Source organism: Arthrobacter sp. GQ119 (assembly GCF_059759125.1).
In genome coordinates this window covers 58,056-83,808 of sequence record NZ_JCAXEA010000005.1, presented here as the reverse complement: position 1 = coordinate 83,808, position 25,753 = coordinate 58,056, and the positions used below count along the sequence as shown (strand labels likewise).

Annotated in this window: 26 protein-coding genes; 11 read left to right on the top strand and 15 right to left on the bottom strand. The window is 67.1% G+C overall.

Annotation, left to right across the window (positions count from 1 at the left end; all coding sequences use genetic code 11):
* Nucleotides 1-72 precede the first annotated feature (72 nt).
* A complete protein-coding gene (locus tag AC6CH3_RS06340; RefSeq protein WP_498131618.1) occupies nt 73-1,641 on the top strand; it encodes an amino acid permease in 1,569 nt (522 codons plus the stop codon).
* A 43-nt stretch (nt 1,642-1,684) separates the two neighbouring features.
* Here AC6CH3_RS06340 and AC6CH3_RS06335 read toward each other — a convergent pair whose 3' ends face one another.
* Nucleotides 1,685-2,518 carry an IclR family transcriptional regulator gene (locus tag AC6CH3_RS06335; protein ID WP_498131617.1) on the bottom strand — a complete coding sequence of 278 codons (834 nt, stop codon included), beginning with the start codon at nt 2,516-2,518 and terminating at the stop codon, nt 1,685-1,687.
* 177 nt (nt 2,519-2,695) lie between these two features.
* Here AC6CH3_RS06335 and AC6CH3_RS06330 point away from each other — a divergent pair, with 177 nt between their 5' ends.
* The 3 genes from AC6CH3_RS06330 (at nt 2,696) to AC6CH3_RS06320 (ending at nt 4,333) form a co-directional block, all read left to right on the top strand.
* Nucleotides 2,696-3,613: an SDR family oxidoreductase gene (locus tag AC6CH3_RS06330; protein WP_498131616.1), complete on the top strand. Its 918-nt coding sequence runs from the start codon at nt 2,696-2,698 to the stop codon at nt 3,611-3,613.
* Nucleotides 3,614-3,851: 238 nt separating this feature from the next.
* The gene (locus AC6CH3_RS06325) at nt 3,852-4,097 is read left to right on the top strand and encodes a hypothetical protein (RefSeq protein ID WP_498131615.1); all 246 of its coding nucleotides are present in this window, start codon (nt 3,852-3,854) and stop codon (nt 4,095-4,097) included.
* 41 nt (nt 4,098-4,138) lie between these two features.
* Nucleotides 4,139-4,333, top strand: a complete 195-nt coding sequence (locus tag AC6CH3_RS06320) for an excisionase family DNA-binding protein (protein ID WP_494033316.1) — start codon at nt 4,139-4,141, stop codon at nt 4,331-4,333.
* A gap of 6 nt (nt 4,334-4,339) precedes the next feature.
* Here AC6CH3_RS06320 and AC6CH3_RS06315 read toward each other — a convergent pair whose 3' ends face one another.
* On the bottom strand, nt 4,340-5,092 hold the full coding sequence (locus AC6CH3_RS06315) for a 3-hydroxybutyrate dehydrogenase (protein ID WP_494033317.1): 753 nt from the start codon (nt 5,090-5,092) through the stop codon (nt 4,340-4,342).
* A 129-nt stretch (nt 5,093-5,221) separates the two neighbouring features.
* On the opposite strand from AC6CH3_RS06315, the gene AC6CH3_RS06310 reads away from it, so the two are divergent.
* Nucleotides 5,222-6,151: a LysR family transcriptional regulator gene (locus AC6CH3_RS06310; RefSeq protein ID WP_498131614.1), complete on the top strand. Its 930-nt coding sequence runs from the start codon at nt 5,222-5,224 to the stop codon at nt 6,149-6,151.
* 25 nt (nt 6,152-6,176) lie between these two features.
* On the opposite strand, the gene AC6CH3_RS06305 is transcribed toward AC6CH3_RS06310, so the two are convergent.
* From AC6CH3_RS06305 to AC6CH3_RS06295, 3 genes are read right to left on the bottom strand one after another with little or no spacing between them, the layout of a single operon-like run.
* A complete protein-coding gene (locus AC6CH3_RS06305; RefSeq protein ID WP_498131613.1) occupies nt 6,177-7,085 on the bottom strand; it encodes a spermidine synthase in 909 nt (302 codons plus the stop codon).
* Between the two features lie 52 nt (nt 7,086-7,137).
* Nucleotides 7,138-8,748, bottom strand: a complete 1,611-nt coding sequence (rfaE2, locus tag AC6CH3_RS06300; protein WP_498131612.1) for a D-glycero-beta-D-manno-heptose 1-phosphate adenylyltransferase — start codon at nt 8,746-8,748, stop codon at nt 7,138-7,140.
* Nucleotides 8,745-10,169, bottom strand: coding sequence for an aldehyde dehydrogenase family protein (locus AC6CH3_RS06295; RefSeq protein ID WP_498131611.1), 1,425 nt, complete (start codon nt 10,167-10,169; stop codon nt 8,745-8,747). Before AC6CH3_RS06295 ends, rfaE2 (AC6CH3_RS06300) begins: the two co-directional genes overlap by 4 nt.
* Before the next feature lie 209 nt (nt 10,170-10,378).
* Between AC6CH3_RS06295 and AC6CH3_RS06290 the strand changes: the two genes are divergently transcribed.
* Nucleotides 10,379-11,602: a glycosyltransferase family 9 protein gene (locus AC6CH3_RS06290; RefSeq protein ID WP_498131610.1), complete on the top strand. Its 1,224-nt coding sequence runs from the start codon at nt 10,379-10,381 to the stop codon at nt 11,600-11,602.
* Here AC6CH3_RS06290 and AC6CH3_RS06285 read toward each other — a convergent pair.
* Genes AC6CH3_RS06285 through AC6CH3_RS06255 form a run of 7 tightly spaced genes read right to left on the bottom strand, consistent with a single transcriptional unit; the run spans nt 11,568 to nt 18,331 of the window.
* Nucleotides 11,568-12,269: an SDR family oxidoreductase gene (locus AC6CH3_RS06285; RefSeq protein WP_498131609.1), complete on the bottom strand. Its 702-nt coding sequence runs from the start codon at nt 12,267-12,269 to the stop codon at nt 11,568-11,570. The genes AC6CH3_RS06290 and AC6CH3_RS06285 overlap by 35 nt on opposite strands.
* A gap of 25 nt (nt 12,270-12,294) precedes the next feature.
* Entirely contained in the window at nt 12,295-13,659 is a 1,365-nt protein-coding gene (gene rfaE2, locus AC6CH3_RS06280; protein ID WP_498131608.1) for a D-glycero-beta-D-manno-heptose 1-phosphate adenylyltransferase, read from the bottom strand.
* Nucleotides 13,656-14,381 (bottom strand): D-sedoheptulose-7-phosphate isomerase, encoded by a 726-nt coding sequence (locus tag AC6CH3_RS06275; protein WP_498131607.1) that lies wholly within the window; start codon nt 14,379-14,381, stop codon nt 13,656-13,658. The genes rfaE2 (AC6CH3_RS06280) and AC6CH3_RS06275 overlap by 4 nt, the downstream gene beginning before the upstream one ends.
* Nucleotides 14,378-15,631: a glycosyltransferase gene (locus tag AC6CH3_RS06270; protein WP_498131606.1), complete on the bottom strand. Its 1,254-nt coding sequence runs from the start codon at nt 15,629-15,631 to the stop codon at nt 14,378-14,380. Before AC6CH3_RS06270 ends, AC6CH3_RS06275 begins: the two co-directional genes overlap by 4 nt.
* Complete coding sequence (locus AC6CH3_RS06265) at nt 15,628-16,713, bottom strand: glycosyltransferase family 4 protein (protein ID WP_498131605.1); 1,086 nt, start codon at nt 16,711-16,713, stop codon at nt 15,628-15,630. The genes AC6CH3_RS06270 and AC6CH3_RS06265 overlap by 4 nt, the downstream gene beginning before the upstream one ends.
* On the bottom strand, nt 16,710-17,786 hold the full coding sequence (locus AC6CH3_RS06260) for a glycosyltransferase family 9 protein (protein ID WP_498131604.1): 1,077 nt from the start codon (nt 17,784-17,786) through the stop codon (nt 16,710-16,712). Before AC6CH3_RS06260 ends, AC6CH3_RS06265 begins: the two co-directional genes overlap by 4 nt.
* Nucleotides 17,783-18,331, bottom strand: coding sequence for a D-glycero-alpha-D-manno-heptose-1,7-bisphosphate 7-phosphatase (locus AC6CH3_RS06255; RefSeq protein ID WP_498131603.1), 549 nt, complete (start codon nt 18,329-18,331; stop codon nt 17,783-17,785). The genes AC6CH3_RS06260 and AC6CH3_RS06255 overlap by 4 nt, the downstream gene beginning before the upstream one ends.
* A 115-nt stretch (nt 18,332-18,446) precedes the next feature.
* Between AC6CH3_RS06255 and AC6CH3_RS06250 the strand changes: the two genes are divergently transcribed.
* Nucleotides 18,447-19,391 (top strand): glycosyltransferase family 9 protein, encoded by a 945-nt coding sequence (locus AC6CH3_RS06250; protein ID WP_498131602.1) that lies wholly within the window; start codon nt 18,447-18,449, stop codon nt 19,389-19,391.
* Here the strand turns inward: AC6CH3_RS06250 and AC6CH3_RS06245 are convergent.
* On the bottom strand, nt 19,286-20,200 hold the full coding sequence (locus tag AC6CH3_RS06245) for a sigma-70 family RNA polymerase sigma factor (RefSeq protein WP_498131601.1): 915 nt from the start codon (nt 20,198-20,200) through the stop codon (nt 19,286-19,288). The two genes, AC6CH3_RS06250 and AC6CH3_RS06245, sit on opposite strands and share 106 nt — an antisense overlap.
* 184 nt (nt 20,201-20,384) lie before the next feature.
* Between AC6CH3_RS06245 and AC6CH3_RS06240 the strand changes: the two genes are divergently transcribed.
* Nucleotides 20,385-21,449 (top strand): NAD-dependent epimerase/dehydratase family protein, encoded by a 1,065-nt coding sequence (locus AC6CH3_RS06240; RefSeq protein WP_498131600.1) that lies wholly within the window; start codon nt 20,385-20,387, stop codon nt 21,447-21,449.
* An 87-nt stretch (nt 21,450-21,536) separates the two neighbouring features.
* On the opposite strand, the gene AC6CH3_RS06235 is transcribed toward AC6CH3_RS06240, so the two are convergent.
* Complete coding sequence (locus AC6CH3_RS06235; RefSeq protein ID WP_498131599.1) at nt 21,537-22,061, bottom strand: hypothetical protein; 525 nt, start codon at nt 22,059-22,061, stop codon at nt 21,537-21,539.
* A gap of 191 nt (nt 22,062-22,252) precedes the next feature.
* Between AC6CH3_RS06235 and AC6CH3_RS06230 the strand changes: the two genes are divergently transcribed.
* From AC6CH3_RS06230 to AC6CH3_RS06220, 3 genes are all read left to right on the top strand, one after another.
* Nucleotides 22,253-22,735: a hypothetical protein gene (locus AC6CH3_RS06230; protein WP_498131598.1), complete on the top strand. Its 483-nt coding sequence runs from the start codon at nt 22,253-22,255 to the stop codon at nt 22,733-22,735.
* Nucleotides 22,736-22,886: 151 nt separating this feature from the next.
* The gene (locus AC6CH3_RS06225) at nt 22,887-23,966 is read left to right on the top strand and encodes a YihY/virulence factor BrkB family protein (protein ID WP_498131597.1); all 1,080 of its coding nucleotides are present in this window, start codon (nt 22,887-22,889) and stop codon (nt 23,964-23,966) included.
* A 551-nt stretch (nt 23,967-24,517) separates the two neighbouring features.
* Nucleotides 24,518-25,075, top strand: a complete 558-nt coding sequence (locus tag AC6CH3_RS06220) for an NADPH-dependent FMN reductase (protein ID WP_498131596.1) — start codon at nt 24,518-24,520, stop codon at nt 25,073-25,075.
* An 81-nt stretch (nt 25,076-25,156) separates the two neighbouring features.
* On the opposite strand, the gene AC6CH3_RS06215 is transcribed toward AC6CH3_RS06220, so the two are convergent.
* Nucleotides 25,157-25,744 (bottom strand): hemerythrin domain-containing protein, encoded by a 588-nt coding sequence (locus AC6CH3_RS06215; protein WP_498131595.1) that lies wholly within the window; start codon nt 25,742-25,744, stop codon nt 25,157-25,159.
* Nucleotides 25,745-25,753 lie beyond the last annotated feature (9 nt).

Here is a 25,753-nt window from a genome sequence, read left to right as displayed (position 1 = left end):
GGCACATCACCTGCGAGCCGGCAATGGTCTGCTGGATAGCGATCCCCCTCCCAATGACGAGAAGGTATTGGCATGCAGCAAGCCCCAACAGAAGCCTCAACAGGCGCGCCCGAAAACAGCCCACCGGCCGCGCCCGAAACCAGCGCAAATGCCGGCAGCACCGTGGGCGCCGCGGTGGAGAAGACCGTCGGCACCGTCCTGAACCGCGGGCTCAATGTCCGCCACATCCGCTTTATGGCCTTAGGATCGGCAATCGGCACCGGCCTGTTTTATGGCTCCGCCTCAGCCATCCAGAAGGCCGGCCCGGCAGTCCTCCTCGCGTACATGATCGGCGGAGCTGCCGTGTTCATGGTGATGCGCGCCCTGGGTGAGATGGCCGTGCGGCACCCTGTGTCCGGCTCCTTCGGCCAGTACGCCAGCCGCTACCTCGGCCCCCTCGCCGGGTTCGTGACCGGCTGGACCTACGTGTTCGAGATGGCGATCGTGGCCATTGCGGACGTCACGGCGTTCAGCATCTACATGGGGTTCTGGTTCCCGCAGGTGGAGCGGTGGATCTGGGTCCTGGCCATCATCTTCTTCCTTGCCGCCCTCAACCTGCTCAGCGTCAAGGTCTTCGGCGAACTGGAGTTCTGGTTCTCCCTGATCAAAGTGGTGGCCATCATTGCGATGATCGCCGGCGGTGCCGCCATCATCGTCTTCGGGTTCCAGGCAGGCGGAGCAACCGTCGCCCCGGGTATCGGCAATCTCGTCGAGCACGGGGGCATGTTCCCCAACGGCTTCGAAGGGCTGCTGGCCTCATTCGCCGTCGTGATGTTCGCGTTCGGCGGGATAGAAACCATCGGCGTCACGGCCGGCGAAGCGGCCGACCCCAAAAAGGTCATTCCCAAGGCAGTGAACACCGTGCCGGTCCGCGTGCTGCTGTTCTACGTGCTGACCCTCGGCGTCCTGATGAGCCTCTTCCCCTGGAATGAGGTGGGCACCAACGGCAGCCCGTTCGTCCAGATCTTCAGCGGCCTGGGCATCCCCGCCGCCCCGCACATCCTCAACGCCGTGGTGATAACGGCCGCCCTGTCCGCCATCAACAGCGACATCTTCGGGGCCGGCCGCATCCTGTTCGGCCTGTCCCGGCAGGGCCACGCACCGGCCAGCTTCGGCAAGGTGTCCCGGCACGGGGTTCCGTGGATGACCGTGGTGATGATGGCGGGCGTCCTGTTGGTGGGCGTGGTCCTCAACGCCGTCATGCCCAAGGACGTGTTCCTGCTGATCGCCTCGATCGCCACCTTCGCCACCGTCTGGGTGTGGGTGATGATCCTGGCCTCCAATGTGGCCATGAAACGGGAGATCGCCCGAAAGGGCCTGCCGGCGTCGGAGTTCCCCTCGCCATGGTGGCCGGCGGCCTCCATCCTGACCATCGCATTCATGGCCATGGTGATCGTGATCCTGGGCGCTTTTGAAGATTCCAGGGTTGCCCTCTACGTGGGCGCAGTCTGGCTGGGCGTGCTGGTGCTTGCCTACCGGCTGTGGGTCCGCGGCCATGGCCGCGCCCGGGCGGAACTCGTGGATGAGACCGCACAGCTTCCCGTGGCACAGGTTCCCGCGGCACAGGCCGCTCCGGCGGACATGGCATACGACCGGCCGTAAGCACACCATCCTCGGCCGTCGGCGCGGCCGCTCCGGTGCAGGCCTACTGCGCCGGACGGCCGTGGATGCGGACCGACAGCTCGTTCGCCACCTTCTGCACCCGGGCGGCCAGCCCAGGCCACTCGTCCGCCGGCAGTTTGTCCTCGAGGAACGTGACGGCGACTGCCGCCGTCGGCCAGCCAAGGTGATCCGTGACGGCGGCGGCGATGGAGCCGAAGCCAGGCGTCACCTCTCCGTGTTCGGTGGCGTAGCCACGCTGCCGGACCTGGTCCAGGTGCGAGGAAAGCGCCGAGTACTTCATGATCGCCCCCTCCACCTCGTGCCGGGCACTGAACGCAGCGGCGTTCGGGTACAGCGCGCGGACCTGGGACTTGGGCAGCGCGGCAAGGATGGCGCGTCCGCTGGCGGTGAGGTGGCTCGGAAGCCGGACGCCGACGTCGGTGACCAGGGACGGCCGGTTCTTGGCCCGCTCCTCGACGATGTAGAGCACGTCGCGCCCGTGCAGGACGGCAAGGTGCGCGCTTTCGCCGATTGCATCCACGAGCGACGCCAGCACGGGCCGTCCGAGGCGCGACAGGGGCTCCTGCCGCGAATAGGCCGAGCTGAGCTCGAAGGCACTGATTCCCAGGCCGTAGCGCTGTTCCTCGTGCAGATGCAGGACGAAACCGTTCGCCTCCATCACGCCCAGGAGGTGGTAGACGCTGGAGCGCGGCAGTCCCAGCGCCGTGGCAATGTTCGACGCCGCCATCGGCCCCCGCTTGGATGCCAGCAGTTTGAGGATGCGGAGGGTATTTTCCGCCGCCGGGACTTTCGACGCCACCTTCGCGGCACCCGTGGGGACCACTGTTTTCCGCCGCGCGAGCGCGCTGTCTGCCATCTGTTCCTCCGTCGCCCCGGCCCAGGAAGCGCTGGTGTCCGGGATACCGTACTTAGCCGTGACTTAACTGTGCACCTCCCCGATGCCTGCAAGATACGCAGGCGCGGCCGCCGTGTCTGGAATCCCAGATATCCCCTGCTGCTTCCACAGTCGAAGTTCCGTGGGTTAGCGTTAGGCATGGACTTGCCGCTGGACGGGAAAGTGGCCCTCGTCGCGGGTGCGACGCGGGGTGCGGGGCGTGGAACGGCGGTGGCCCTCGGCGAGGCCGGGGCCACCGTTTACTGCACCGGGCGCACAACGCGGCACGGCACGTCGGAGTACGGCCGGCGGGAAACCATCGAAGAGACGGCGGAGCTCGTGACCGCGGCAGGCGGCACCGGGATCGCCGTCGAGGTCGACCATCTGCAGGCAGCCGGCGTGGAAGCGCTGGTGCGCCGCATCGATGACGAACAGGGGCGCCTGGACGTCCTCGTCAACGACGTCTGGGGCGGCGAAAACCTCGTTGAGTGGGACACTCCCCTGTGGGAGCACAGCCTGGACGCCGGGCTGAAAATGCTGCACGGCGCCGTGGACACCCACCTGGTCACGAGCCATTTCGCCTTGCCCCTGCTGATCCGGCGCCCGGGCGGGCTCGTCGTTGAGATGACCGACGGGACGCAGGACTACAACACAACCCACTACCGGCTTTCGGCGTTCTACGACCTCGCCAAGTGGGCGGTGCTTCGTCTCGCCTTCTGCCAGGCGGAGGAACTGCGGCCGTTCCAGTGCACAGCGGTGGCACTGACCCCCGGGTGGATGCGTTCGGAAATGATGCTGGAGCACTACGGGGTGACCGAGGCGAACTGGCGGGACGCTGCGGCGGTAAACCCCTACTTCGCCGCGATCTCGGAGAGCCCGCGGTTCGTCGGCCGCGCCGTTGCCGCGCTCGCCGCCGACCCGGACCTCATGAGCCGTTCAGGGGGCTCTTTCTCCTCCGGCGGCCTGGCCCGGGAGTACGGTTTCACCGACGTCGACGACTCACAGCCGGACTGCTGGCGCTACCTTACGGAGGTGCAGGAGGCAGGCCTGCCGGCAGACCCCAAAGGATACCGCTGAGGCCCGCTGTTCGGCGGCATTCCAGCAGGGCGGTTCCCAAAAACAGGTAGTACGCTCTTGTTCCGCGAGGCGCCCGCGGGAGAAGTGAGGTAGTTGCTACTCGTGTGGCTCTTGGTGTGACTGCCTACTGTTGTCCGCACGGTGCACTCCCGGATCGGAGACCCCTCCGACAATAGCAACCGGATCCCGGCACCGCCAGTGAATCGACGCCAGGTCACACTGCGAAGGAGTGGTCACGATGATCCAGTTCACCGCCGATGCCCCCATCCGAGCCGGACGGCTGTCCGGGTTCCTGACTAAGACACTGAGCCGCGCACGCACGGCGGCCATCCCCTACAAGATCGGCGACGCCGTGGTGGGCGATGATCCCTTCAATGGCCGAAGGGAAGGCATCGTTGAGGTCCGCAACGGAGCGTCGGTTGGCATCAGGTCGGGCGGCCGCGTCTATTTCTATGACCACCGGCAGCTGAGGCGGCCGGACTAGCCGGTGGCCAGCATCCCGTCCCCACCAAGGAGCGCGAACCCATGTCCATTGCAAATTTGCCTACCGCATACCTGACTATCGCAGAAGTAGCGGCGGCCCTTCGGGTGTCCAAGATGACCGTCTACCGGCTGGTCAAGTCCCATGCCCTGGCCTCCGTCCGTTTCGGCAAGTCGTACCGCATTCCGGAGTCGGCCGTGGAGGAGTACATCAGGCAGGCTGAAACCCCGGCGGAGTAGCCAGGGCTACCGGGCCGACCAGCCGCCGTCCATCGTGTAGCTCGCGCCGGTGACCATCCCGGCGTCGTCCGAAGCCAGCCACGCCACAAGGGAGGCGACTTCCTCAGGCTCCACGAGCCTTTTTATGGCGGACTCCGTCAGCATGACCTTGGCGAGGACTTCCGATTCGGGGATGCCGTGGACGCGGGCCTGGTCGGCAATCTGCTTCTCCACGAGCGGCGTGCGGACGTACCCGGGATTGATGCAGTTGGACGTGACGCCGTGCTCCCCGCCCTCCAGCGCGGTCACTTTGCTCAGCCCTTCCAGGCCGTGCTTCGCGGAGACATAGGCGCTCTTGAACGGCGAGGCCCGGATCCCGTGCACTGACGAAAGATTGATGACGCGGCCGAATCCGTTGGCGTACATGTGCGGAAGGGCCGCCCGCACCAGCAGGAAGGGTGCCTCAAGCATGAGCGTGAGGATCCGGCGGAAGGCTGCCGGCTCGAAGTCCTCGATGGGGCTGATGTGCTGAATGCCGGCATTGTTGACCAGGATGTCGCAGTCCAGGCTCAGGGCCGCCAAGGCATCCACGTCCAGAAGGTCCACGGCCCAGGCCGTGCCGCCCAGTTCGTCGGCGAGGGCGGCAGCGCCCGCCTCGTCCACGTCCGCCACCACTACCTTGGCGCCACGGGCGGCGAGCTCCCGGGCGCAGGCGGCGCCTATCCCGCTGGCGCCGCCGGTCACCACGGCTTTGCGGCCGTTCAGGGTCTTTCCGCTCATGTTCTGCTCCTCAAAGTGTCCGCGCTGACACGTGCCGCCTCACGGCACTTTCGGTTCACCTGAGTATTGCTGCAGAGAGTTCCCGGCTCAATAGCTAATCCAGCACGTATTTCGTGCAAAATTGCAGATATGGAAGCCAACCCCGATGACCTGCTCGTGCTGCTCGCGGTGTCCCGCTCGGCGAAATTCACGACGGCGGCCCAGGTTCTGGGGCTGAATCACACCACCGTGTCACGCAGGATCGCGGCCTTGGAGAAGGCCCTCGGAGGGCGTGTGCTGTCCCGGGCAGCGGGCGGCTGGGAGCTGACCGAACTCGGCGCGCAGGCGGTCATGGTTGCCGAACAGGTGGAAACCGCGGTGCGCGCGCTGGGTCCGTCCGGCCGCCCGCCCGACCCCGTGGCCGGCGTCGTACGCATGACCGCGACGGACGGCTTCAGCGCCTACATCGCCGCGCCGGCGGTGGCCAAGCTGCGGCGCGACCATCCCGGCCTCAGCGTGGAAATCGTTACCGTCACGAGGCGGGCGCTGCAGCAGCGCTCCGGGCTCGACATCGAGGTGGTGGTGGGTGAGCCGCAGGTGCACCGGGCCGAGGCTTTCCGCCTGGGCGAGTACATGCTGGGCATGTACGCGTCCCGCACCTATCTGGCGGAGAACGGATCGCCGGACACGGTGGAGGCCCTCACGGCGCACCCTCTCGTGTACTTCGTGGACTCCATGCTGCAGGTGGACGACCTCGATGCCCCGCGGCGCCTGGTGCCGGCGATGCGGGACGGAGTGAGCTCCACCAACGTGTTTGTCCACGTGGAGGCTACCCGGGCCGGCGCCGGCATCGGGTTCCTGCCGTGCTTTATGGCGGACCGGCACGATGACCTCGTGCGCCTCCTGCCAGAGCACGTCGCGGAGCGGCTCCCCTACTGGATGGTGCTGCGGCCGGACTCCATGCGGCGGCCCGCAGTCGCGGCCGTGGTCCAGGCGGTGCGCGAAGAGGTGCGGGCAAACCGGGAGTCGCTGCTGGGGCGCGGCGGAAGCCCGTCCGCCGGCCACTCCGCTGCCGAGTAGCCGGTTTGCGGGCTGAAAAGGGCGCTTACTCAGCAGCCGATGGCGCTGGAGGGTCGTGGCGGACCGTGGCCCCTGCGGCGAAGGCGCGGACCTTGGTGTCGTCCCAGATGTGGGCGGGGACGGCGCCTCCGAGGAGCCGGCGCGCCAGGCGGGGATCGTCGTCGAACGGCAGGTCGCTGCCGGCCATCACCATGTTGCCGTAGCGGCGTCCCTTGAGCATGGCCGGGTCAGCGACGATCACCGTGTACTCAAAGGCGGCGGCGATGGCGGCGGCGTCCTCCCGGGCACTCTTGAGGTCGGGGCCGTCGCCCGAATTCACGACATACACGCCGCCCGGTGCCAACACCCGTTTCACGTGGGCTGTGAACTCCGCGGTTGTCAGCGGCCGCGGCGTGAATGCACCCGCGAAGACGTCCCTGATGATGAAGTCGCGGGTGTCCGGCGTCAGCGTTTCGGTCACGGCCCGGGCTTCCCCTACACGAAGGCGCAACAGGGGTGCCTTGGGGAGGTCAAACCAGCCGCGGACATATTCAGCGAGTTTCCCGTCCAGTTCGACCACGACCTGCCGCGCTTCCGGGTAAGCGGCGTGAAAGTAACGGGCGAGGGAGCAGGCACCGCCGCCCAGGTGAAGGCCACGCAGCCTGGGCCGGGATTCAGGGGGCCAGCGCGACTCGATGAGGGCGGCCATCCAGCGCATGTACTCGAAGTCAAGGAAGAGGGGATCGGCGAGGTCGATGTGCGAACTCATCACACCATTGATGCGCAGCAGCCAGCCGTTGGAATTGTCCTGGTCCGCGATCAGCTCGCAGTCCCCGGTGTCGATGTAGTAGACGCCCTCAACGGGTCCATCCGGGCGGGCACGCCTGGGAGCCTCCACGACTCCGCGGGAACCGGCATCCGCTGTCCGGCCGCCGGCCTTGCCACGCCGTGCCATCAGTTTTCCGCCGCTTCCGTCATGCTTCAACCCTAGTTGAGTCTGTAAAAGGCTACGCCTCCGAAACCGCCGCACCTTCGCCGTTGCGGATACGCTGCACCATCGCGGTGGTGGAGCGCTCGGCTACATAGTCCAGGATGCAGACCCGCCCGCCGTAGGCCTCCACAGCCCCTGTTTCGGCCAGCATCTCCGGCGTGTAGTCGCCGCCTTTGGCGTAGATTTCCGGGCGGAGCTGTTCGATCAGTGGAATGGGGGTGGGAGTATCGAAGACGGTCACGTAGTCCACGCAGCTCAGTGCGGCGATGACGGCAGCACGGTCCGCCACGCTGTTGATGGGGCGGTCCGGCCCCTTGAGCCTGCGCACCGACTCATCACTGTTGAGCGCCACTACGAGGATGTCGCCCAACTGCTTGGCCTGGTTCAGGTAGCGGGTGTGCCCGCGGTGCAGCACGTCGAAGCAGCCGTTGGTCAGGACAACCCGCTGGCCGTCGCTGCGGTGGGCACGGATATGCCGTTCCAGCTCGTCCGCCGTCAGCGCCGTGTCAGCGAAGCTTTCCAGGTAGCGCCCCAGCTCCTCCGTGCCGCACACGGATGTCCCCGGATGGTGGACCACGACGTCCGCCGCCGCCTGCGCCAAATCGAGGCTGGCGGTAAGCGGGAGGGAGGCGGCTCGGGCCAGGGTCAGGGCGGCCACGAAAGTGTCGCCCGCGCCAGAGGCCTGCTTCTCGGTGGTTGGCCGTGCCCAGGTCCTGTGGGAATTGCCGTCCGCCGTCACCAGCACGGTGCCGTCGCGGTCCAGCGTGACCACCACCGCCCGGGCACCCGTGGCCTGCAACAGCTGCTGCCCGTGCCCGGTCACCACGGCGGCGCGCTCGGCACCGCCGGCCAGGCGGAGGTCCAGCAGCCTGGCAGCCTCCTGCGCGTTGGGGGTGGCGAGATCCGGTTTCGCCCCCGCCCACGGACGGGGATCGTGGGCATCCACCACCACCAGCTGGTTCGGTGCGCGCCCTGCGAGGGCACCGATGAGCCTCCCGCGGACGGGCCCGGCCAGCACTCCCGTCCCATAATCACAGATGACCACGGCGTCCGGGCGTTCGACGGCGGCCGGCACCAAAGCGGCGAGCGCCGCCAGGGCGTCTTCCGGAATTTTTGCGGCGGCTTCGTCCAAGCGGAGCAGGACCTGTCCGCCGCTGCTGATCCGGATTTTCGTGGTGGTCACCAGCTCCGGGTCTTCCATCAGGAAGGTGGTGTCAACGCCGGCCGCCTGCAGCTGCCGCTTGAGCTCCATGCCGGCGTCGTCCGTTCCTATGAGTCCGGCGATGCCCACCCGGGCACCCAGGGAGGCCAGGTTCATGGCGGTGTTCGCCGCGCCGCCCGGGGAGAATTCGCGGCGGTTGATGTCCACCACAGGAGCCGGAGCCTCCCGGCACATCCTGTCGCTGGGGCCACTCCACCACCCGTCGAGAATCAGGTCGCCGACCACCAGGACGGCCGGGTGCTCCTCGGCAAGCCGCCGCGGCAGCCAGGCAGCCAGGCCGCGCTGCTCCGAAAGCGGCAGCCCGTCCCCGCCAGGCAGGTTTTCGCCAGACAGGTTTCCACCAGGCAGGTTCCCTCCGGCTGCACCTGGCTGGTTTCCGCCAGGCAGGTTTTCCCCGGCCGTCATTCCGCCGCACCTTCCGCCGGTGCGCCGGTCCCGGCAGGGGCCGCCGCCATGTGCACCACCTTGACCCGGGTGAATTCGTCCAGGAGCTCCGGCCCATAGCCAAAGCCCTGCCCGCTTTCGCCGCGTGGCTGGGCGGAACCGCCGGGAGCGCCGCCGAACACGTTGTTGACCTTGACGGTTCCCACGGGAAGGGTTGCGATGGCCTGCTGGGCATGGGCGATGCTGCCCGTCAGGACCGTCGCGGCCAGCCCGTACCGGCCTGCGGCGGCCAGCTGCAGTCCTTCCTCAAAGCTCTCCACGATGCGCACCGGAGCGACTGGGCCGAAGGTCTCCTCGGTCATGACCTCCATGGTGTCCGTGCAGTCGAGCAGGACCGTGGCGGGATAGAAAGCTCCGGGACCATCAGGAACTGTCCCTCCCTCCAGCGCGCGTGCACCGAGCCCCAGCGCCTCCGAGACATGCCGGTCGACGGTCTCCCGCAGACGAGTATCCACGAGCGGTGCGATCCCGTCCCGATTGCGCATACGCGCCTGCGCCGCGAGCGCACCGCAGAACTGCTCCGCGACGGCCCGGTGGACGTAGATGCGCTCCACCGAGGTACAGATCTGGCCGCTGTTGCTGAACGCACCGATGGCTGCCTGTTCCGCGGCCCATGCGGGGTCCACATCCTGATCGACCAGCAGCGGATCGTTGCCGCCGTTTTCCCGGATCACGTGGGCCCCGGTCAGCACGGCAGCCCGCGCAATGCGCCCGCCGCTGTCGCTCGACCCGACGTGCGCAAAAACATCCACGTTCATTTGCTGCGTGAGGAGGGAGCCGACGTCGGCTCCGCCCGTCAGGGTCTGAAGAACATCCGCCGGGAAGGCGGAAGCGAGCACCTCGCCGAGCCGTTCGCCGACGCCGGGGCAGCGCTCGCTCGGCTTGTGGACGGCGGTGTTGCCCGTGACCAGCGCAGCGCCGATCAGTCCGCAGGCTACGGCCACGGGGTCGTTCCACGGCGTCAGCAGGACGGCAACGCCCCGCGGCTCCGCTACCGTGTAGTCGGCCGCCAGCGTGGTGCCGCGAAGGCTGCGGCCGCGGTGCACCGGTCCGAGCTCGGCATACTGTTCCAGCGTGGCAACTCCGGCAGCCACCCCGGCCCGGGCCTCCTCCACGGGGCGCCCCGTCTCCCGCGCGTTGATCTCCGCCAGCTCCGCGGCAGCGCCGTCCAGGGCGGCAGCGGCGGCATGCAGGAGCTTGCCCCGTTCCGCCGGCGGCATGGCGGACCAGGCGGGCTGGGCGGCGCGGGCCGCCTCCATAGCCTGTGCCACGTCCTCCGGCCGTGCGGAAGCATACCTTCCCACGAGCTCGCCCGTGCGGGGGTTCCTGATGGTCAGCTCGTCTTGTGCGGTTGTCTGGAAATCCTGGGTGGTGGTGTGCATGGGGCTCCTCGCTGTGCAGGCTGCTGGTCCCTGCGGCTCGCGGTTCGTGCCGTCTCCTGACCTGATCCGTACCCCGCAGCCGGTGCTTTACACGCCCCCGTCTTCACCAGTTTCGGTGCTGGCGGCCCGTGAGTGTGGGGCCTTATGGTGGGCTGCACAGAAGCCGGTCACTCCGACCTGATTCGTTCCGAAGCGAAAGGGGCTGAGCCATGGAGCACTTCAACGCCGATTTCGGCGGAGCACGCACAACCGGGTACGGCGTAGGCCCGGTACTGGAGAAATTCACCTCAATCTCCCGGATCGCCGTACTGCGCGGCGGCGGCCTGGGCGATCTGATGTTCGCGCTGCCCGCCGTCGCTGCGCTCAAGGCCGCCTATCCCCAGGCCTCCATCACGCTGTTGGGCACGCCCATCCATGCCGAGCTGCTGTCGGAGACCGAAGGGCCGGTGGACGAGACCGTGATTCTGCCGTTCTCGGAGGGAGTCCGGCCGGGCGCCGAGGACGAGCGGGAGCTGGCGGAATTCTTCGCCGCCATGCAGGCCAGGCATTTCGACCTCGCCGTCCAGCTGCACGGCGGCGGACGCTACTCCAACCCGTTCCTGCTCCGGCTCGGGGCCCGCCATACCGTCGGAACCAGGACTCCAGACGCCGCGCGGCTGGAGCGCACCGTGCCCTACCTGTACTACCAACACGAACCGCTGCGGGCTCTTGAGGTGGCGGGGTTCGCGGGGGCGCCGCCCCTTGAGCTGGAGGCCCGGCTCCGCGCCCTGCCGGAGTTCAGCCAGCAGCTCGCACCGAGGCTGCACAGGCCGTCCCAGGTTCCCGGGGCCAAGGGCATCGTGGTGATCCATCCCGGCGCCACGGATCCACGGCGGCGCTGGCCGGCAGAACGATTCGCGGCGGTCGCGCGAAATGCGGTCGACGACGGTTTCCGGGTTCTGGTGATCGGTGACCACAGCGAAAAGGAACTGGCCGAAGCGGTGGTGGAGCTCGCCGTCGGCCGCCTCCAGTCAGCTGGTCAGGTAGCCGGTCAGGCAGCCGGCAACGGCGGGCACGGCACCGCACCGCAGGTGGAGTCGCTGGCCGGCAAGCTCAGTCTGGGCGAGCTCGCGGCACTTCTTGCGGGCTGCAGCGTCATGGTGGCGAACGACAGCGGTCCGCGGCATCTGGCCCAAGCCCTGGGCACACCGACGGTGGGCGTGTTCTGGACCGGCAACGCCATCAACGCCGGACCGCTGGGACGCAGCCTGCACCGGATCCACCTCGGCTGGGTCACGCAGTGCCAAGTCTGCGGGGTCGATCTCACGCAGGTGGGCTGGACCGCCCCGCGGTGCCAGCACGATGAGCCCACGGTGGAGGCGGTCGCCCCCGAGGCGGTCTACGAGGACGTCCGCCAGCTCACGGCCATGAACCTTCCTCCTCGTGGCAGATGAGCATTTCCCTGATTTCGCAGCCCGTGGGCTGCGAAAGCACGAACAGGATGGCCTGGGCAACGTTCGCGGGGTCGTTGAGGCGGGAGTCGTCCTGCGGCTTGTACTGCTCGGCCCGGTCGTCGAAGAACCGGGTCTTCATGCCGCCCGGAATCATCGTGGTCACGCCGATCTCGCCTCCCGTCTCGGCTGCAAGGGAGTGGCTGAAGCCCACCACCCCAAACTTCGAGGCGCAGTAGGCCGATGCCTCAGGAAGTGCGCGTTTGCCCAGCGTGGACGCGATGGTCACCACCCTGCCGCGGGATTCCTTCAGGTAGGGCAGCGCCGCGCGGACCACCGACACCGTCCCCATGAGGTTGACCCCGATGACGCGTTCCCATTCGTCCGCGGCCACATCCTCGAGCTTCCCGCAGCGGTCTATTCCGGCAGCGGTGACCACGGCATCCAGGCCGCCCAGCGTTTCGGCGGACTGCCGGACGGCTTCACTGACTGCGGCGCGGTCCGAGACATCGACCTCGAAGGCCTTCGCAGCGGCGACGTTCCGGATGTCCCGGTCCAGCACCACAGGAGTGCCGCCCGCCTTCAGGACGGCATCCACGACGGCGGCCCCCAGACCGGAGGCTCCGCCGGTGACCAGCACCCGGCCGGGCCGGAAGGTCGATTCATTCATGGTGTTCCTTTCGTTCGGGTCTGTTTCAGCTGACCTTCGCCAGCGCATCTGCCAGGACCGACGTGGACCGGGCCTGGTGAAAAGGCACCGTCACGCACCGGCCGCCCCAGCTTTCCACGAGGCCTGCTTCGGGAAGCTGTGACGCCTTATAGTCTCCGCCCTTCACCCAGACGTCCGGGCGCAGCTCATCCAGGCAGGCCTCGGGAGTGTCCTCCTCGAAGATCATCACGGCGTCCACGCACTCGAGGGCAAGGAGAAGCTCGGCCCTGTCCTGCTGGCTGACGATGGGTCGCTGTTCGCCCTTGATCCTGCGCACGGACTCGTCCGAGTTCAGGCACACGATCAGGCAGTCGCCGAGGTCCCGGGCCGCCGCCAGCGTCCGGGCGTGGCCGGCATGGAGCAGGTCGAAGCATCCCCCGGTGGCCACCACGGTTCCGCCGTTGGCCCGGACCCTCCGGGCCATCTCCGGGGCGTCCTCGTCACGCCGATGCCGCCAAGTTGGCCGATGGCGGTCCGGCAGGGAAGACACTCCCCCAGCGCCCAGGAACTCGGCCGCCTCGTGGATGGCGAGTTCCACGGCGTCCTCGACGCCGCGGCCTTCGGCCAGGTGCACCGCCAGGCTGGCAGCGAGCCTGTCTCCGGCACCACACGGATCGCTGACGGCCGTTGGAGGTGCCGGTATTGTCCGCGGCAGACGATCCCGCCGCCCAAGCAGCAGTCCGCCCCGCTCCCCCATGGTCACCAGCACGGCCTTGCACTGCCAGCGGTCGAGCAGCACGTTGCCCGCTTCTTCGATTTCCGCAGGTGTCTCCGCCGCCATGCCCGCGGCTTTGGCGGCCTCGGCCAGATTCGGCGTGGCCACGGCAACCCCCGGCACGGGAACAGCGCCGGCGGGGTGCGGGTCCCACACGATGGGAACGTCGTCCGCCAGGGTCGTGAGCAGGGACCGGATCTCCGCGTTGGCCGCCAGGCCTCGGCCGTAGTCGGCAACGACAATAACCTCTGACTGCTCAATGGCTTTGAGCATGCCGGCCGTCGCCCCGGGAACCTCCGGCCGGCTGCAGTCCTCATCCACTCGGACCACAGGGTGGCTGCCGGCCCGGACACGGGTCTTCACCGGCGTCCTGGCCCCCGAAGGCCCGGCCACAACCCGCACGCCGCCGAGCGCGCCCTCGAGTTCCAGGGACGCGTCGTCGTCCGAAAGCACCGTCACCAGGGTGACCCGGTGCCCGTCCCTGGCCAGCATCCGGGCCACCAGCCCCGCGCCGCCCGCCCGCCGCCGAACCTCAGCGACGTCCACCACCGGGACCGGAGCGTCCGGGCACAGCCGCGTTGCTTCGCCGGCAAGGTCCACATCCAGCAGCACGTCACCCACTACCGTCATCCTCATCCGTGATCGTCCTCCGACCCGGCGGCCGTCCGGTCCCTGCGGGCGATCTCGGCCTCGAAGGACCGGCACATGGCATGCAGTGCGATGAGGTGACCTTCCTGTGCGTTGGCTGATACGGCGTCGATGGCCACGGCGTCGTCGCAGCAGGAGGCCAGCGGATTCGGACCAGGTCCCGTGAGTGCCCAGGTGGTCACATTGAGCCGGGCGGCTGCCTCGGCGGCGCGGAGCAGATTGGGGCTCTTTCCGCTGGTGGAAAGCAGCAGGAGGATGTCGCCGGACCGCCCGTGCGCACGCACCTGGCGGGCGAACAGCTCCGCGTAACCGTAGTCGTTGGCGATGGCGGTTACCGCCGAACTCTCTGCGTGCAGCGAGATCGCGGAGAAAGGCACCCGCTCGCCGTCGAACTTTCCCACCAGTTCGGCAGTCAGGTGCTGGGCCTCGGCAGCCGAGCCGCCGTTCCCGGCTGCCAGCAACCGCTGGCCGGCGAGCAGCCGGTGTGCCAGCTCCACGCCCCAGGCCGCCAGCCGGTCTGCCTGGTTCTCCAGCGACCGCAGCGCGGGAAGGACATTTTCCAGATGGATGCGCACTGCCTCGCGGGAAGCCGCGGAGACGGCAAAGTCCGGATCGGGCCCGTCCGCCCGGTGCTCAAACGCAGCGGGACCGGCCTCCAGCGGGTGCAGGGGCGGAAGCTCAGCTTCCTGCAAGGACCATTCCGTTGTCACAGTGCCGCTCCTTCCATCGGTTCCAGACTGGCGGCGTCTGCAGCTCCCGCGATGGCCAGCTGGTACGCCTTTTCGGTTTCCGCCGCGACCCGGCTCCAGGAATAGCGGGCCTTCGCCCGCCGCTCGCCCGCCCGGCCAAGCTTGGTACGAAGTTCGGGGCTGGCCAGCAGGGTTGCCAAGGCGTCAGCAATGGCCTCGGGATCCTTGGGCGGCACATGCAGGCCTGTTCCGTGATCGACGACGCTGTCCGTCAGGCCGCCGACCGCTGCGGCGACCACAGGGATTCCGCAGGCCATGGCCTCCAGCGGAACGATCCCGAAAGGCTCATACCAGGGCGTGCACGCAACAGCGTCGGCGCTGCGGAAAATCCCGGGCATGGCGTCGCGCGGCACCTGGCCGCGGAGCTCCACCTGGTCCGCCACACCAAGATCCCGTGCCAGATCCAAGAGCCGTTGCGCCTCGGGATCGTGTCCATCTGCCGCTCCGCCACCGCCAACGATCAGCAGCTCGACGTCGTCGAAGCCCGCCTCCTTCAGGTACGGGAGGGAACGGATCACCAGATCCACACCCTTGCGCGGAACCAGACGGCCCACTGACAGGATGCGGTGGGAATGGGTCCTGGAATCTGCCGGCCCCGCAGCGGAGAACAGTTCCAAGTCCACCCCGCACGGGGCGATGGACACCTTTCCCGTGTCAATCCCCATCGACTTCAGCTCGAAAACCTCGTCGGAACACGTGGCGATGATGCGGTCCGCCGACCGTCCCACGGACGGTTCGAGGAAGCGGCGCTCGGCCGGACTCGTGTCGTCCGCGCCCTGGTGCCGCCGTTTGACCGTGCCGAGGGCGTGGAATGTCTGCACCACCGGAACACGGCACCCGGCGGGTTGGCGGCGTCCGGCGTCCAGGGCCGCCATGCCGGACATCCAAAAGTGACCGTGGACGACGTCGGGCGGGGAGTTCCCCCAGTCCCGCGCCACACCGTCGGCGAGCGCGCCCATGAACGGCAGCAGTTCGTCCTTCGGCACGTGCGAAGCGGGACCTGCATCGATGTGAACCACCTCGAGCCCGGGCTGCACCCGCACCTTCGCGGGCAAGTCCGGCGAGTCGCGCCTGGTGTAGACCGTGACTCGGTGGCCGCGCCGGGCCAGGGCGATGGACAGTGCGGCCACATGGACGTTTTGCCCTCCCGCATCCACTCCGCCAAGCGCTGCCAATGGACTGGCGTGTTCTGAAATCATTGAGATTCTCAATGGGTATTCCTTTCTCGCGCCGGCGTTAAGGCCTCTGTTCCGGGCCCCATCGATGTTCCATTCCCCTCCGAAGTTTCCTGCCCCGTCAGAAGTCCCTGCACCGCATTCCCCCTCCGGGGCCTGGCCCTGAGCTCTGCCAACAGCGTGTCCCAGTCGGCCAGGAAGCGGTCGAGTCCATAGCGCTCCAGCACAGCCTCCCGGGCTGTCTTGCCCCGGCGGCGCGCCTCTTCGGGGTCGTTGATGAGGAGTTCGGCGCACCGGCGCAGCTCGTCCACGTCCGTTGAGATCCCGCCGGCCTCAGCAGGCACCGCCCGGGCAGCCTCAGTAGTGGCCAGGGCGAGGACGGGCATACCCAGGTGCATCGCTTCCAGCAGCGCGAGGCCCAGCGACGTCCACCGCAGCGGGTGAAGGTAGACCCTGCAGCGGGCCAGTTCCCGGTGGAGCTCTGCGCTTTTCAGGTCACCGCGGATCCTCAGTCTCGACGGTCCGAGCCCGGTGCTGGCATGAAGGTCGTCGCCGCCCATCCCGAAGACCTGGAGCGGGGCGGCCGCTGCGAAGCCGGGCAGCAGGTCCGTTCCGGTCACTCTCCCCCGGCGGACCGGTTCGTTCACCACCACGCCCAGCTCCGGAATATCCCCGGTGTAAAGGTAGCCGGGGTCGGGGATGCCGTGTTCGATCACGGTGGTCGGCGCCTCGCCGCTATCCCAGAAAAGCTCGTTGAAATGGGTCACGTGGACCACCGGAATCTCGCGCTGGCCGGCGAGCGGATGCACAGTGAAGGGGACATCACCCTTGGGCGTGTTGTGCTCGACGTACACGGCAGGCAGTTCGACGCCGGGGCGCCGCCCCAGCACCCTGGCCACCTCGGCTGCTTCCCCGGGACGCTGCAGGACGACGGCGTCAATGCTGTCCGCATCGAGCGTCGCCAGGGAGATCTCGCGGACTGACGCCGGCCAGTTCCTGCCGGCGCGGCCCAGGCCCCAGGGCCCGCCGTCGGGCAGAACCGGCAGGAGGTATTCGTGGCGGCCCCGGACGAACGCGTCCGTCCACGATCCATGCACGTGCCAGAGGAGAATTCTCATTGCCTGCGCACCTTTCTCCGCGTATTGAGCGAGGAAACCCCGCTGATCAGCCGCTCAACGGCGTCCACCACCTGCTCGGGCGATACTGAGCCCAGGCATGGATGCCCGGGAACGGGGCAAATCCGGGCGCGGGTCAGGCGGCACGGTGCATTTTGGTCACCGAGCAGTTCCAGCGGGACGCCGTAGGGCGCCCAGCGGACGGCCGGGACTACCGGTGAAAACAGGCTCACCACCGGGGTCCCGACGGCGGCAGCCAGGTGTGCAGGCCCGGTATTGCCGGCGACCACCACCTCCGCATTCGCCAAGACGCCGGAGAGGGTCTTCAAGTCCGTCTGCCCGCCAAGGTCAATACCGGACGGGCCGGCCACTGTGGCAGTGAGTTCTGTTTCTCCGGGTCCCCCGGTCACTACCACCCGGTGGCCGTTGCCCTCCAGCAATTCCACGGCCGCAGCGTGATGCAGCGGAGGCCAGGCCCGTGCCGGAACCGTCGCTCCCGGGTGCACCACCACGTAAGGCCCCTCACCCACCAGATGCCTTACGTCGGGCGGGTCCTTGACCATGAGTTTTCCGTCGTCGCCTGTCTTGAGCCGGAAGCCTGCTGCCCGGGCGATGCCCAGCGCGCGGACGGCTTCCGGCTGGTCTTCGGGGAAGTCCTCGCCCGGCTTCAGCCGGACGTCCAGGAGCGATCCGGCGTAGTCGGTGGACGCCCCGGTAATGCGGCCCACGCCTGCCAGCCGCAGGAGCAGCGCCAACGGGAGCGGGGACTGGTGAAAGGACGTGAGGATGACGGCCTCGGTGATCCGGGAGTTGCGGACAAAGTTCACGAGAGTTTCAAGGTGCGGTCCGGTCATGGGCGGCGCGGGGTTGGCGATCCACGGGCTGTCCCAGGCAAAAACATCCGAGACATGCGGCAGCAACGAGGCCGCGGCCCGTCCTTGCGGACCGCAGAGCACCACAACATCGTTGGGGCTGCCGCCGTCGGCCCTCTTGCCGTTTGCCACGGCCCTGACGGCGGGGCCGGCGAGCAGGACATCGCCCACGCTGTCCAGGCGGGCCACCATTATCCTGCTCATACCGGTCCCCGGAGGAGCAGCGCGACTGCCTGCTCCAGGTCCGTTGCGACCTCACCGGCAGCAGCAACCTCCTCGTCCCGCGTCAGGGGTGTGGGTACCAGGACGCCCCTGGCTCCGGCGGCCCGCGCAGCCTCCATGTCGCTGCCGATGTCGCCGATGAACGCCGCTTCAGCTACATCAATGCCCAACCGGCTGCAGGCACTGCGGATCATCCCGGGGGCAGGTTTGCGGCAGAGGCAGCCGTCCCCGTCGCCGTGCGGGCACACTTCCCAGACGTCAAAGGGGCCGAGCAGTTCCTCCACCCTTGCGTTGACGCTATCGACCTCGCCAGGGGACAGGATGCCCCGGGCAATACCCGACTGGTTGCTAAGGACGCCCGTCGCCAGTCCCCGGCTGCGCAGCTCGTCCAGGACTTTTCGCGCACCGGGGAACGGCCTGACCTTCCGGGGATCCCCGTTGTAGGGCACATCCACGACCAGAGTGCCGTCCCGGTCGAACAGCACAGCCTTGAGCACAGAAGCGTGCAGAGAAGCGTTGCTTGCCATACACGCTTCGTTCCCCCTCCGGCGGAGGCCTAAACAACCGGCCGCCTACTTCTTCGGACTAGACTCCTCGTCAGGCAGCCCGAACGGGCGGTCCTTCAGCCGAGGAGGGCAGTCAGTGGAAGCATCGAATGGCAATCAGGAACAGCCGATCCTGCTGGTTCTCCGCGCCTTAAAGCTCGGCGACCTGCTGGTCGCGGTGCCGGCACTCCGCGCACTGCGACGCGCGTACCCGGACCACCGGCTGCTCTACGCGGCCCAAGGCTGGCTGGCGGAAGCCCTGGAGCTGGTGGGCGGGTACGAACTGCTCCCCACCCACGGCCTGGACGTTCCGATTCCTATCGAACCCGGCCGGGTGGACGTGGCGGTGAACCTCCACGGCAGCGGACCGGAAAGCGACGACCGGCTGGCTGAAATCAGGCCGCGTACCATCGTTGGCCACCATGCCGACGGCAGGCCTGGCCCTGCCTGGATCAAGGACATCCATGAACGGGAGCGCTGGACCCGCCTGCTGCAGTGGCACGGTATCGAGGCCGAACCTGCTGACTACCGGCTGCTCCCTCCTGCGGTTCCCAGTCCCTGCCCCGGCGCCACGGTGCTTCACGTGGGCGCAGCCTATGGCAGCCGTCTGTGGCCTGCTGAGAGGTTCGCCGAGGTGGCCCGAACGCTGGCTGCCGACGGGCACAATGTCGTCTTCACGGGAAGCACTGCGGAGCGGCCGCGGGCGCTTGATGTTGCCCGCCTGTCCGGCCTCGGCGAGAACCACGTCCTGGCTGGCATATTGGGGCTGACGGAATTCGTGGCCGCTGTGGCAGAGGCGAGACTGGTGGTCTCGGCCGACACGGGCGCGGCGCATCTTGCCTCGGCGTATTCACGGCCCTCGGTCGTACTGTTCGGACCCGCCCCAGTGGAAGTATGGGGGCCACCGCCGGGACCGCACGTTGTGCTCACCGATGCTCAAGCGCGACGGGGCGACACCTTCGCTGCCACACCCGACCCGGCACTTCTGGCTGTTTCCGTGGCGGACGTGCTCACTGCGGTCCGCGGGCTCCCGCTGTCCTGATCTTCCTCAACCAGGAGCCGCTGCTGCAGCCGGACAAGGATGCGGGACAGTCGACGCGACACCTGCATCTGCGAAATCCCGAACCGCTGGCCCAGTTCGGTTTGCGTCTCTTCGCAGAAGTAGCGCCGGTAGAGCATTTCCCGGTCATCAGGGTCCAGCTCCTGGATTGCCTCATTCAGGCAGACCAGTTCTTCCAGGCGTTCTATGGCCGCATCGGGGGAAACCAGCACGTCTGCCATCGGCGGTCCGCCCCAGGGATCTGCGTTGTCGAGTGAATCGGGATGCATGCTGCTGCCCGCAGCCATGGCTTCCCTGAGTTCATCAGCCGACACCCGCATCTCAGCTGCCAGCTCCTGATCGGTGGGGACCCTGCCCAGGGATTGCGTCAGGTCCGGTGCCGTGCGCAACAGTTGGGTCCGCACGTCCTGCACCCTGCGCGGCGGCCGGACTGTCCAGCAGCGGTCCCTGAGGAAGCGCTTCAGCTCGCCGCTGATCGTGGGGGCGGCGTAGGCGGGGAAGCTCTCCCCCTTTTTCTCATCGAACCCCCTGGCCGCCTTGACCAGCCCAAGGTAGGCGACCTGAACCAGGTCGGCCCGGTCCCTGCCGCGTGTGGCGAAGCGCGCTGCGAGGGACTCGGCCAGGTCGAGGTAGTTCAGGACAAGTTGATTCTGGAAGGCCTCATGGAGGCGGCCGGCCTGCTGGGCCGGACGCCTGGAACGGCGCACATCAGGCCCATGGCAGGTGTCCTCGAACAAGGGTTCACCATTCCGGGCGCTATCCACGGTGTCATTGGGCGGATTCTCTGGCATTGTCGGGGATTCCTTCGATGTGGATCTCAAGAAAGCCTGCGGCAAGACTTAGTGGTAGGAAAACATAAGTGTGCTTATTACACAATGCCCCCAGGCGATAGGCTCAGGAAAGCATCAGGCACACGGCGGCCGGACCATAGCTCTGCCGCCGGAACCGGTCCAACGCAACCACGGAGGATATGACATGCGAATCGCCATTACAGGAGCGAGCGGAAACGCGGGCACGGCTCTGCTGCGCAGATTGCAGCAGGAGCCGAACGGCGGACCGGAAGTGGTGGGCATCAGCCGCCGGATGCCGGACACTTCACGGGCCCCCTATGCCGGGGTCGAATGGCACGCTGCGGACGTCGGCCTGGACAGCGACCAGGCCGGCATCCGCGCGGCGTTCGCCGGAGTTGACGCGGTGGTGCATTTGGCATGGCAGGTCCAGCCGAACCGGGACCTTGCGGTGCTGCACCGGACGAATGTCACGGGCACCGCCAACGTGCTGGCCGCAGCAAAGGAAGCGGGAGTCGGGCACGTGGTGTGCGCCTCCTCTGTCGGCGCCTACAGCAAGGCGGAGAAGGATCGGCGGGTGGACGAGGGCTGGCCCGCCAGAGGCATGGCCGGCTCCCACTACAGCCGGGACAAGGCCGAGCAGGAGGCGCTCCTGGACCGGTTCGCCTGGGACAATCCCTCCGTCACCGTGGCTAGGCTGCGGCCGGGGCTGATTTTTCAGCGCGATGCGGGAAGTGAGGTCGGGCGGTATTTCCTGGGCATGGTCCACCCCCGGTTCGTGCCGCGCCGCCCGGCGCTGCCCATCCTGCCCATTCCGGACGAGTTTGTCTTCCAGGCCGTGCATGCTGATGACGTGGCAGACGCCTACTGGCGCGTCATTCAGCGCAAGGCGGCCGGGGCGTTCAACGTCGCAGCCGAGCCGGTTGTCACCCCACAGAACCTGGCCCGCCTCTTCCATGCGCGGCGGGTGCTGCCCATTCCCGTGCGCTTCCTGCACGCTTTCGTGGACGCCACGTGGCGTCTCCGGCTGCAGCAGACGGATTCAGGCTGGGTCGAGATGGCCGCCGGCGCGCCGATCATGGAAACGGCGCGCGCCCGCACGGAACTCGGCTGGGAGCCCAGGACGTCATCCTTGGATGCCATTCAGGAAGTGATCGAGGGCATGGGGGCAGGGGCCGGCGTGCCCCCGTCCCCGCCGCTGAAGCCGCGGCACGCACTAAAGCCGCGGCGCAGGCTGCGGGGACAGCACTAGACGGGCACGGCCCCGTCGGTGCTCATGGGTGCACCAGCGCGAGTGGATTCACCAGCTGGATTCACCAGCGCGAAGCGCCGGCAGCCGTCACTCCCGCGGAGTGTTCCGTCGCGCATCGGTTGGGCCAGCCTCGGCACCGGAGTTGGTGCGCGTGTCGCTGGACGGATTGCGGTCGCTGCCCGGTTTGTCGCTGGCCGGGTTGCGTGAGGAGTCGACCCTCTGGTCGGGATCGGTCGCAGCCCCTGGACGCCGGTTGCGGTCGTCCTCCACATCCGGGTCCAGCGCGTTCGCCTTGGTCATATGCTTCTCCGAGTCGCTGCGCAGGCCCTCCGCCTCGGACTGGCGCTGCTCCGCCTCCTGGCGAAGCCGTGCAGCCTCGACCTGCGCCTGCTCCGCGTCCGACTTCGCGCGAAGCGCCCGGGCCTCGTTCTCCCGGGCCTCGAGTTCCGTGTTCTCCGCTTCCCTGCGGATTTCCGCAGCGTGCTGACGGTTGGCCTCATCGCGCTTTTGCCTAAACGCTTCCTTGCGCTTGCGGCTTGTCATGAGCAGCACAACGATCAGTGCCACGACGACGATTCCAACAACGATCCATACCCAGGCGGCTGTATCCACCGAGGATCCACCTCTTTCCATTTTCCAGCGCGGGCCGGCCAAGGCGCGGAAGCAAACCCAGCCCCAACGCCCGGCCGATTGAACTAACGGCAATCGGGGTACTTACTATCTAATAGTAATCATGCTTACTATTTTATAGCGAGTAACTCCGGTTGTGATCAGCAGCCCACCTTCTTTGAAAGAGAGCGATGATGACTGAGAACCAATGGCCGCAGGACGGGAGTGAACCACAGGCTGCGGCCTCGCAACGCTCGAAATCACCGGACCCGGCTTCCTCGAAGGGCGAGGCCGCCAAAGAGGACGCCGCCCAAGAGGAGGCAGCCCGGCAGGCACCGGACTCGACCGGCACTGCAGTGCCGCCGCCCCGCGTGGATCTTCCAGGGCCTGAGACCGCCTCCGGAAGCTACGTCCCACCGGCGGGTGCAGCCGTTCCGACGCCGCCCGTGGACCTCCCCGGCCCCGACGCCACAACAGCCGGGCTCGGTGAAGCCACCTCCTCGCCTGACGCCGCATCCCCTGCCGCCACGCCCCCCAGCCCGTTGGACTCGCCCCAACTCGTAGAGAACACGGAGTCCCCGACACACATTGCGAACGATCCGCTGGCAGGAAAAGAAGTCGCGGACGATCCGATGGGCAGTGACCCGCTCACGCGCGATCGATCGAATCCCCGTTAGGCACACGGTGGGCAGGTTGCCGCACGCCGCAGGGCAAGAACAACAGCCTGGAGCAACCTCCGCACCGCCTGATCCCCGTTGACCGCAGGCAGCTCCGCTGCAAACAGCGTGAGTCGTTTGCCAGCCTGCACATGCCCGAAAGGATGGTCACATGGCCACCAAAGAAGCCCCGGAATCCAGCACGGCGAAGTCTTCCACGGCGCCCGCCCCGGACGACGAACGCAAGCCCGACAGCCCCACGGACGTCACCAAGCCTTCCTGGATATACATTGTCAAGAAGACACTGCGCGAGTTTTCGAAGGACCAGTGCCCGGACGTCGCCGCAGGCCTCACCTACTATGCCGTCCTCTCGCTGTTCCCGGCGCTGCTCGCACTGGTTTCGCTGCTGGGAATCTTTGGCGACGCGCAGAAGACGACGGCGGCGCTTTTGGATATCGCCCAGGGCATCGCCCCGGGTTCCACCATTGACACAATCCGTGAGCCCATCCAGGAACTGACTTCTTCGCCGGCAGCAGGGTTCACCCTTGTCATCGGCCTGGCAACTGCCCTCTGGTCCGCTTCCGGCTACGTGAACGCCTTTGGCCGGGGCATGAACCGGATCTACGAAATTGACGAGGGCCGAGGCTTCGTCAAGCTCCGTGGCACGATGCTCGGCGTGACCCTGCTGTCCGTGGTGATCGTAGCGCTGCTCGCGGCCATGCTGGTGGTCAGCGGGCCGGTGGCGGAAGCGGTAGGCGGGGTCCTCGGTCTCGGCGGCGTGTTCCTGACCGTGTGGAACATTGCCAAATGGCCGGTCATCATCCTGCTGGTCGTCGTGGTCATCGCGATCCTGTACTACGCCACCCCCAACATCAAACAGCCGAAGATCCGGTGGATGAGCATTGGCTCCTTCATTGCACTCCTGGCGTTCGTGCTGGCCTCGCTGGGCTTTGCCTTCTATGTGGCCAACTTCGGCAACTACAACAAGACCTACGGGGCCATCGGCGGCGTGATCGTCATGCTCCTGTGGCTGTGGATCCTGAACATGTCCCTGCTTTTCGGCGCGGAGTTCGACGCTGAAATGGAACGCGGACGGCAACTCCAGGCCGGCATTGAGGCGGAAGAGACCATCCAGCTGCCGCCCCGGGACACGAAGAAGAGCGACAAACTGCAGGAGAAGGAAGAAGAAGACATCCGGCACGGACGCGAACTCCGCGAACAGCACAGCCGCGAGCAGAAGGACCGGGACTAACGCCCGCGACGCGCTCCTGTATACATCCACCGCCAGGACGGGTAGGTTCAAGAGAGGACCTTGCGGGCGCTTGCCCACAGCAGGCCCCTCCAGGGATTTGTGCACTCCCTTCAGGTATCGCCGCTGTAGCCAAATGGCGGCCATCACGCACTCTGAGGAAAGAGCCTGACATGGCCACCTCTGATTCCCGTCAGTTGGATGAAGACAATACGTCTCGCCAGCGGGAACGCACTGTCCGGACCGGCGCGAATGATCACTCCTGGGAACGCGAGCATCGCCACCCCACGGCAATCCAGGCCCATGCCATAGGCCAGCGGCGAAGGGAAGCCGAAGCAAAACTGGAGCAGCATTTGCAGGAAGCCCGGTATCGCTCGAGGGAATAGTCATTCTGTTCGCGCCCCAGCCACGCCCGGATGCCATCCAAACGTCCTCCTGGCTGGGAATAACGCACCGAATGTGAGGGCTGACGCGTTGCCGGCCGGAAGCAGGAGACCGGGAACAGTTAGAGGCGCCTGCGGCGTAACGTGGTCTGCAAGCCGAAGGGAGTTTGCGTGGTGAAGATTGCTGTGGTTGTTGGCAGTACGCGACCGGGGCGCCGGAGCAGGCAAGTGGCGGACTGGGTGTTTGCCAGGGCAACCATCCGGGGAGGTGCCGACTTCGAGATAGTGGACCTGGTCGACTACAACCTGCCGCTGTTGGATGAGCCGATGCCTCCCTCCCTCGGGAATTATCAGCACGAGCACACCAAGGTCTGGGCTCAGGCGATCTCGCGCTTCGATGGTTTTGTCTTTGTGACGGCTGAATACAACCATTCTGTGCCGGGGGTGCTGAAGAACGCCCTGGATTTCCTCTATGCGGAATGGAACAACAAAGCGGCTGCTTTCGTCTCCTATGGAAGCGCAGGCGGAGTCCGCGCCGTCGAATCCCTTCGCCTGATTGCCGGCGAACTGCAGATGGCTGACGTCCGGGCCCAAGTGGCTTTGCCCTTTGCAACGGACTTCGAGAACTTCACCACCTTCGCACCCAGCGAAGCCGCGGAAGAGGCGCTGGTACCGCTCCTGGACCAGCTCATCTCCTGGGCAACCGCGTTGAAAGCCACACGCGACTGATTGGATGTGAAGCTCGCCGTCGGAAATCGGCCTCCCGCGAGTACCTCCTTGACCATTGTCCTTGACCGGAGGGTGCCAACCTCAGTCGTCGTTGATGCCTGTGTTGCGGCCGGTGAGTTTGTCCAGGAGCCGGTCGACCATGCCGACGCCAGGTCCCACAGTCTTATGGAACAGCTCGGAATGCGGCGCCCTGGGGTGCGGCCTTGTCGGTGCCAGTTTTTTCGCCTTCTCGACTTTTTTGCCCAGGTCGACGAGTTTTTCACCGGGGATGTGAACTCGGAGCTTCGGGAACTGATCTGACTCCTCGTCGCTGGCGTGATGGCTCAGTTTTGCCTCGAGCTGGCGTACGAGTTCCATGAAGGCTTGGTCGGACGGCTCAACATTTTCCAACTGCTTCATCAGCTTGACGATCTCGTCGTGCTCCTTCTTGTCGTGTTCGACTTCGTCGGCGCCGTTGGGCACGTGATCTTCCATCGCGGGGTAGACGTACATCTCCTCGGCGACAGCATGACGCATTACTTCCGCGATCAGAGTATCGGCCAGATCCCTGCGCTGGCTCACATCGGGTGTGCTCTCGATCTGCCCGATCAGTCCCATCATGTCCCGGTGGTCCGCGGTTAGGATGTCCACGACGTCCAAGTTCGTCCCGGCGGAATCTGTGTCCGTCATGAGATGGCC

Excerpts from the sequence above, each read along its gene's own strand:
- AC6CH3_RS06255 (WP_498131603.1), bottom strand. The coding sequence starts at position 18,331 with ATGGCAAGCAACGCTTCTCTGCACGCTTCTGTGCTCAAGGCTGTGCTG.
- AC6CH3_RS06310 (WP_498131614.1), top strand. The coding sequence starts at position 5,222 with ATGGAAGCCAACCCCGATGACCTGCTCGTGCTGCTCGCGGTGTCCCGC.
- AC6CH3_RS06315 (WP_494033317.1), bottom strand. The coding sequence starts at position 5,092 with ATGAGCGGAAAGACCCTGAACGGCCGCAAAGCCGTGGTGACCGGCGGC.
- AC6CH3_RS06265 (WP_498131605.1), bottom strand. The coding sequence starts at position 16,713 with ATGAGAATTCTCCTCTGGCACGTGCATGGATCGTGGACGGACGCGTTC.
- AC6CH3_RS06340 (WP_498131618.1), top strand. The coding sequence starts at position 73 with ATGCAGCAAGCCCCAACAGAAGCCTCAACAGGCGCGCCCGAAAACAGC.
- AC6CH3_RS06335 (WP_498131617.1), bottom strand. The coding sequence starts at position 2,518 with ATGGCAGACAGCGCGCTCGCGCGGCGGAAAACAGTGGTCCCCACGGGT.
- AC6CH3_RS06230 (WP_498131598.1), top strand. The coding sequence starts at position 22,253 with ATGACTGAGAACCAATGGCCGCAGGACGGGAGTGAACCACAGGCTGCG.
- AC6CH3_RS06245 (WP_498131601.1), bottom strand. The coding sequence starts at position 20,200 with ATGCCAGAGAATCCGCCCAATGACACCGTGGATAGCGCCCGGAATGGT.
- rfaE2 (WP_498131608.1), bottom strand. The coding sequence starts at position 13,659 with ATGAGGATGACGGTAGTGGGTGACGTGCTGCTGGATGTGGACCTTGCC.
- AC6CH3_RS06215 (WP_498131595.1), bottom strand. The coding sequence starts at position 25,744 with ATGACGGACACAGATTCCGCCGGGACGAACTTGGACGTCGTGGACATC.
- AC6CH3_RS06320 (WP_494033316.1), top strand. The coding sequence starts at position 4,139 with ATGTCCATTGCAAATTTGCCTACCGCATACCTGACTATCGCAGAAGTA.
- AC6CH3_RS06260 (WP_498131604.1), bottom strand. The coding sequence starts at position 17,786 with ATGAGCAGGATAATGGTGGCCCGCCTGGACAGCGTGGGCGATGTCCTG.
- AC6CH3_RS06305 (WP_498131613.1), bottom strand. The coding sequence starts at position 7,085 with ATGGCACGGCGTGGCAAGGCCGGCGGCCGGACAGCGGATGCCGGTTCC.
- AC6CH3_RS06285 (WP_498131609.1), bottom strand. The coding sequence starts at position 12,269 with ATGAATGAATCGACCTTCCGGCCCGGCCGGGTGCTGGTCACCGGCGGA.
- rfaE2 (WP_498131612.1), bottom strand. The coding sequence starts at position 8,748 with ATGACGGCCGGGGAAAACCTGCCTGGCGGAAACCAGCCAGGTGCAGCC.
- AC6CH3_RS06240 (WP_498131600.1), top strand. The coding sequence starts at position 20,385 with ATGCGAATCGCCATTACAGGAGCGAGCGGAAACGCGGGCACGGCTCTG.
- AC6CH3_RS06325 (WP_498131615.1), top strand. The coding sequence starts at position 3,852 with ATGATCCAGTTCACCGCCGATGCCCCCATCCGAGCCGGACGGCTGTCC.
- AC6CH3_RS06290 (WP_498131610.1), top strand. The coding sequence starts at position 10,379 with ATGGAGCACTTCAACGCCGATTTCGGCGGAGCACGCACAACCGGGTAC.
- AC6CH3_RS06225 (WP_498131597.1), top strand. The coding sequence starts at position 22,887 with ATGGCCACCAAAGAAGCCCCGGAATCCAGCACGGCGAAGTCTTCCACG.
- AC6CH3_RS06295 (WP_498131611.1), bottom strand. The coding sequence starts at position 10,169 with ATGCACACCACCACCCAGGATTTCCAGACAACCGCACAAGACGAGCTG.
- AC6CH3_RS06330 (WP_498131616.1), top strand. The coding sequence starts at position 2,696 with ATGGACTTGCCGCTGGACGGGAAAGTGGCCCTCGTCGCGGGTGCGACG.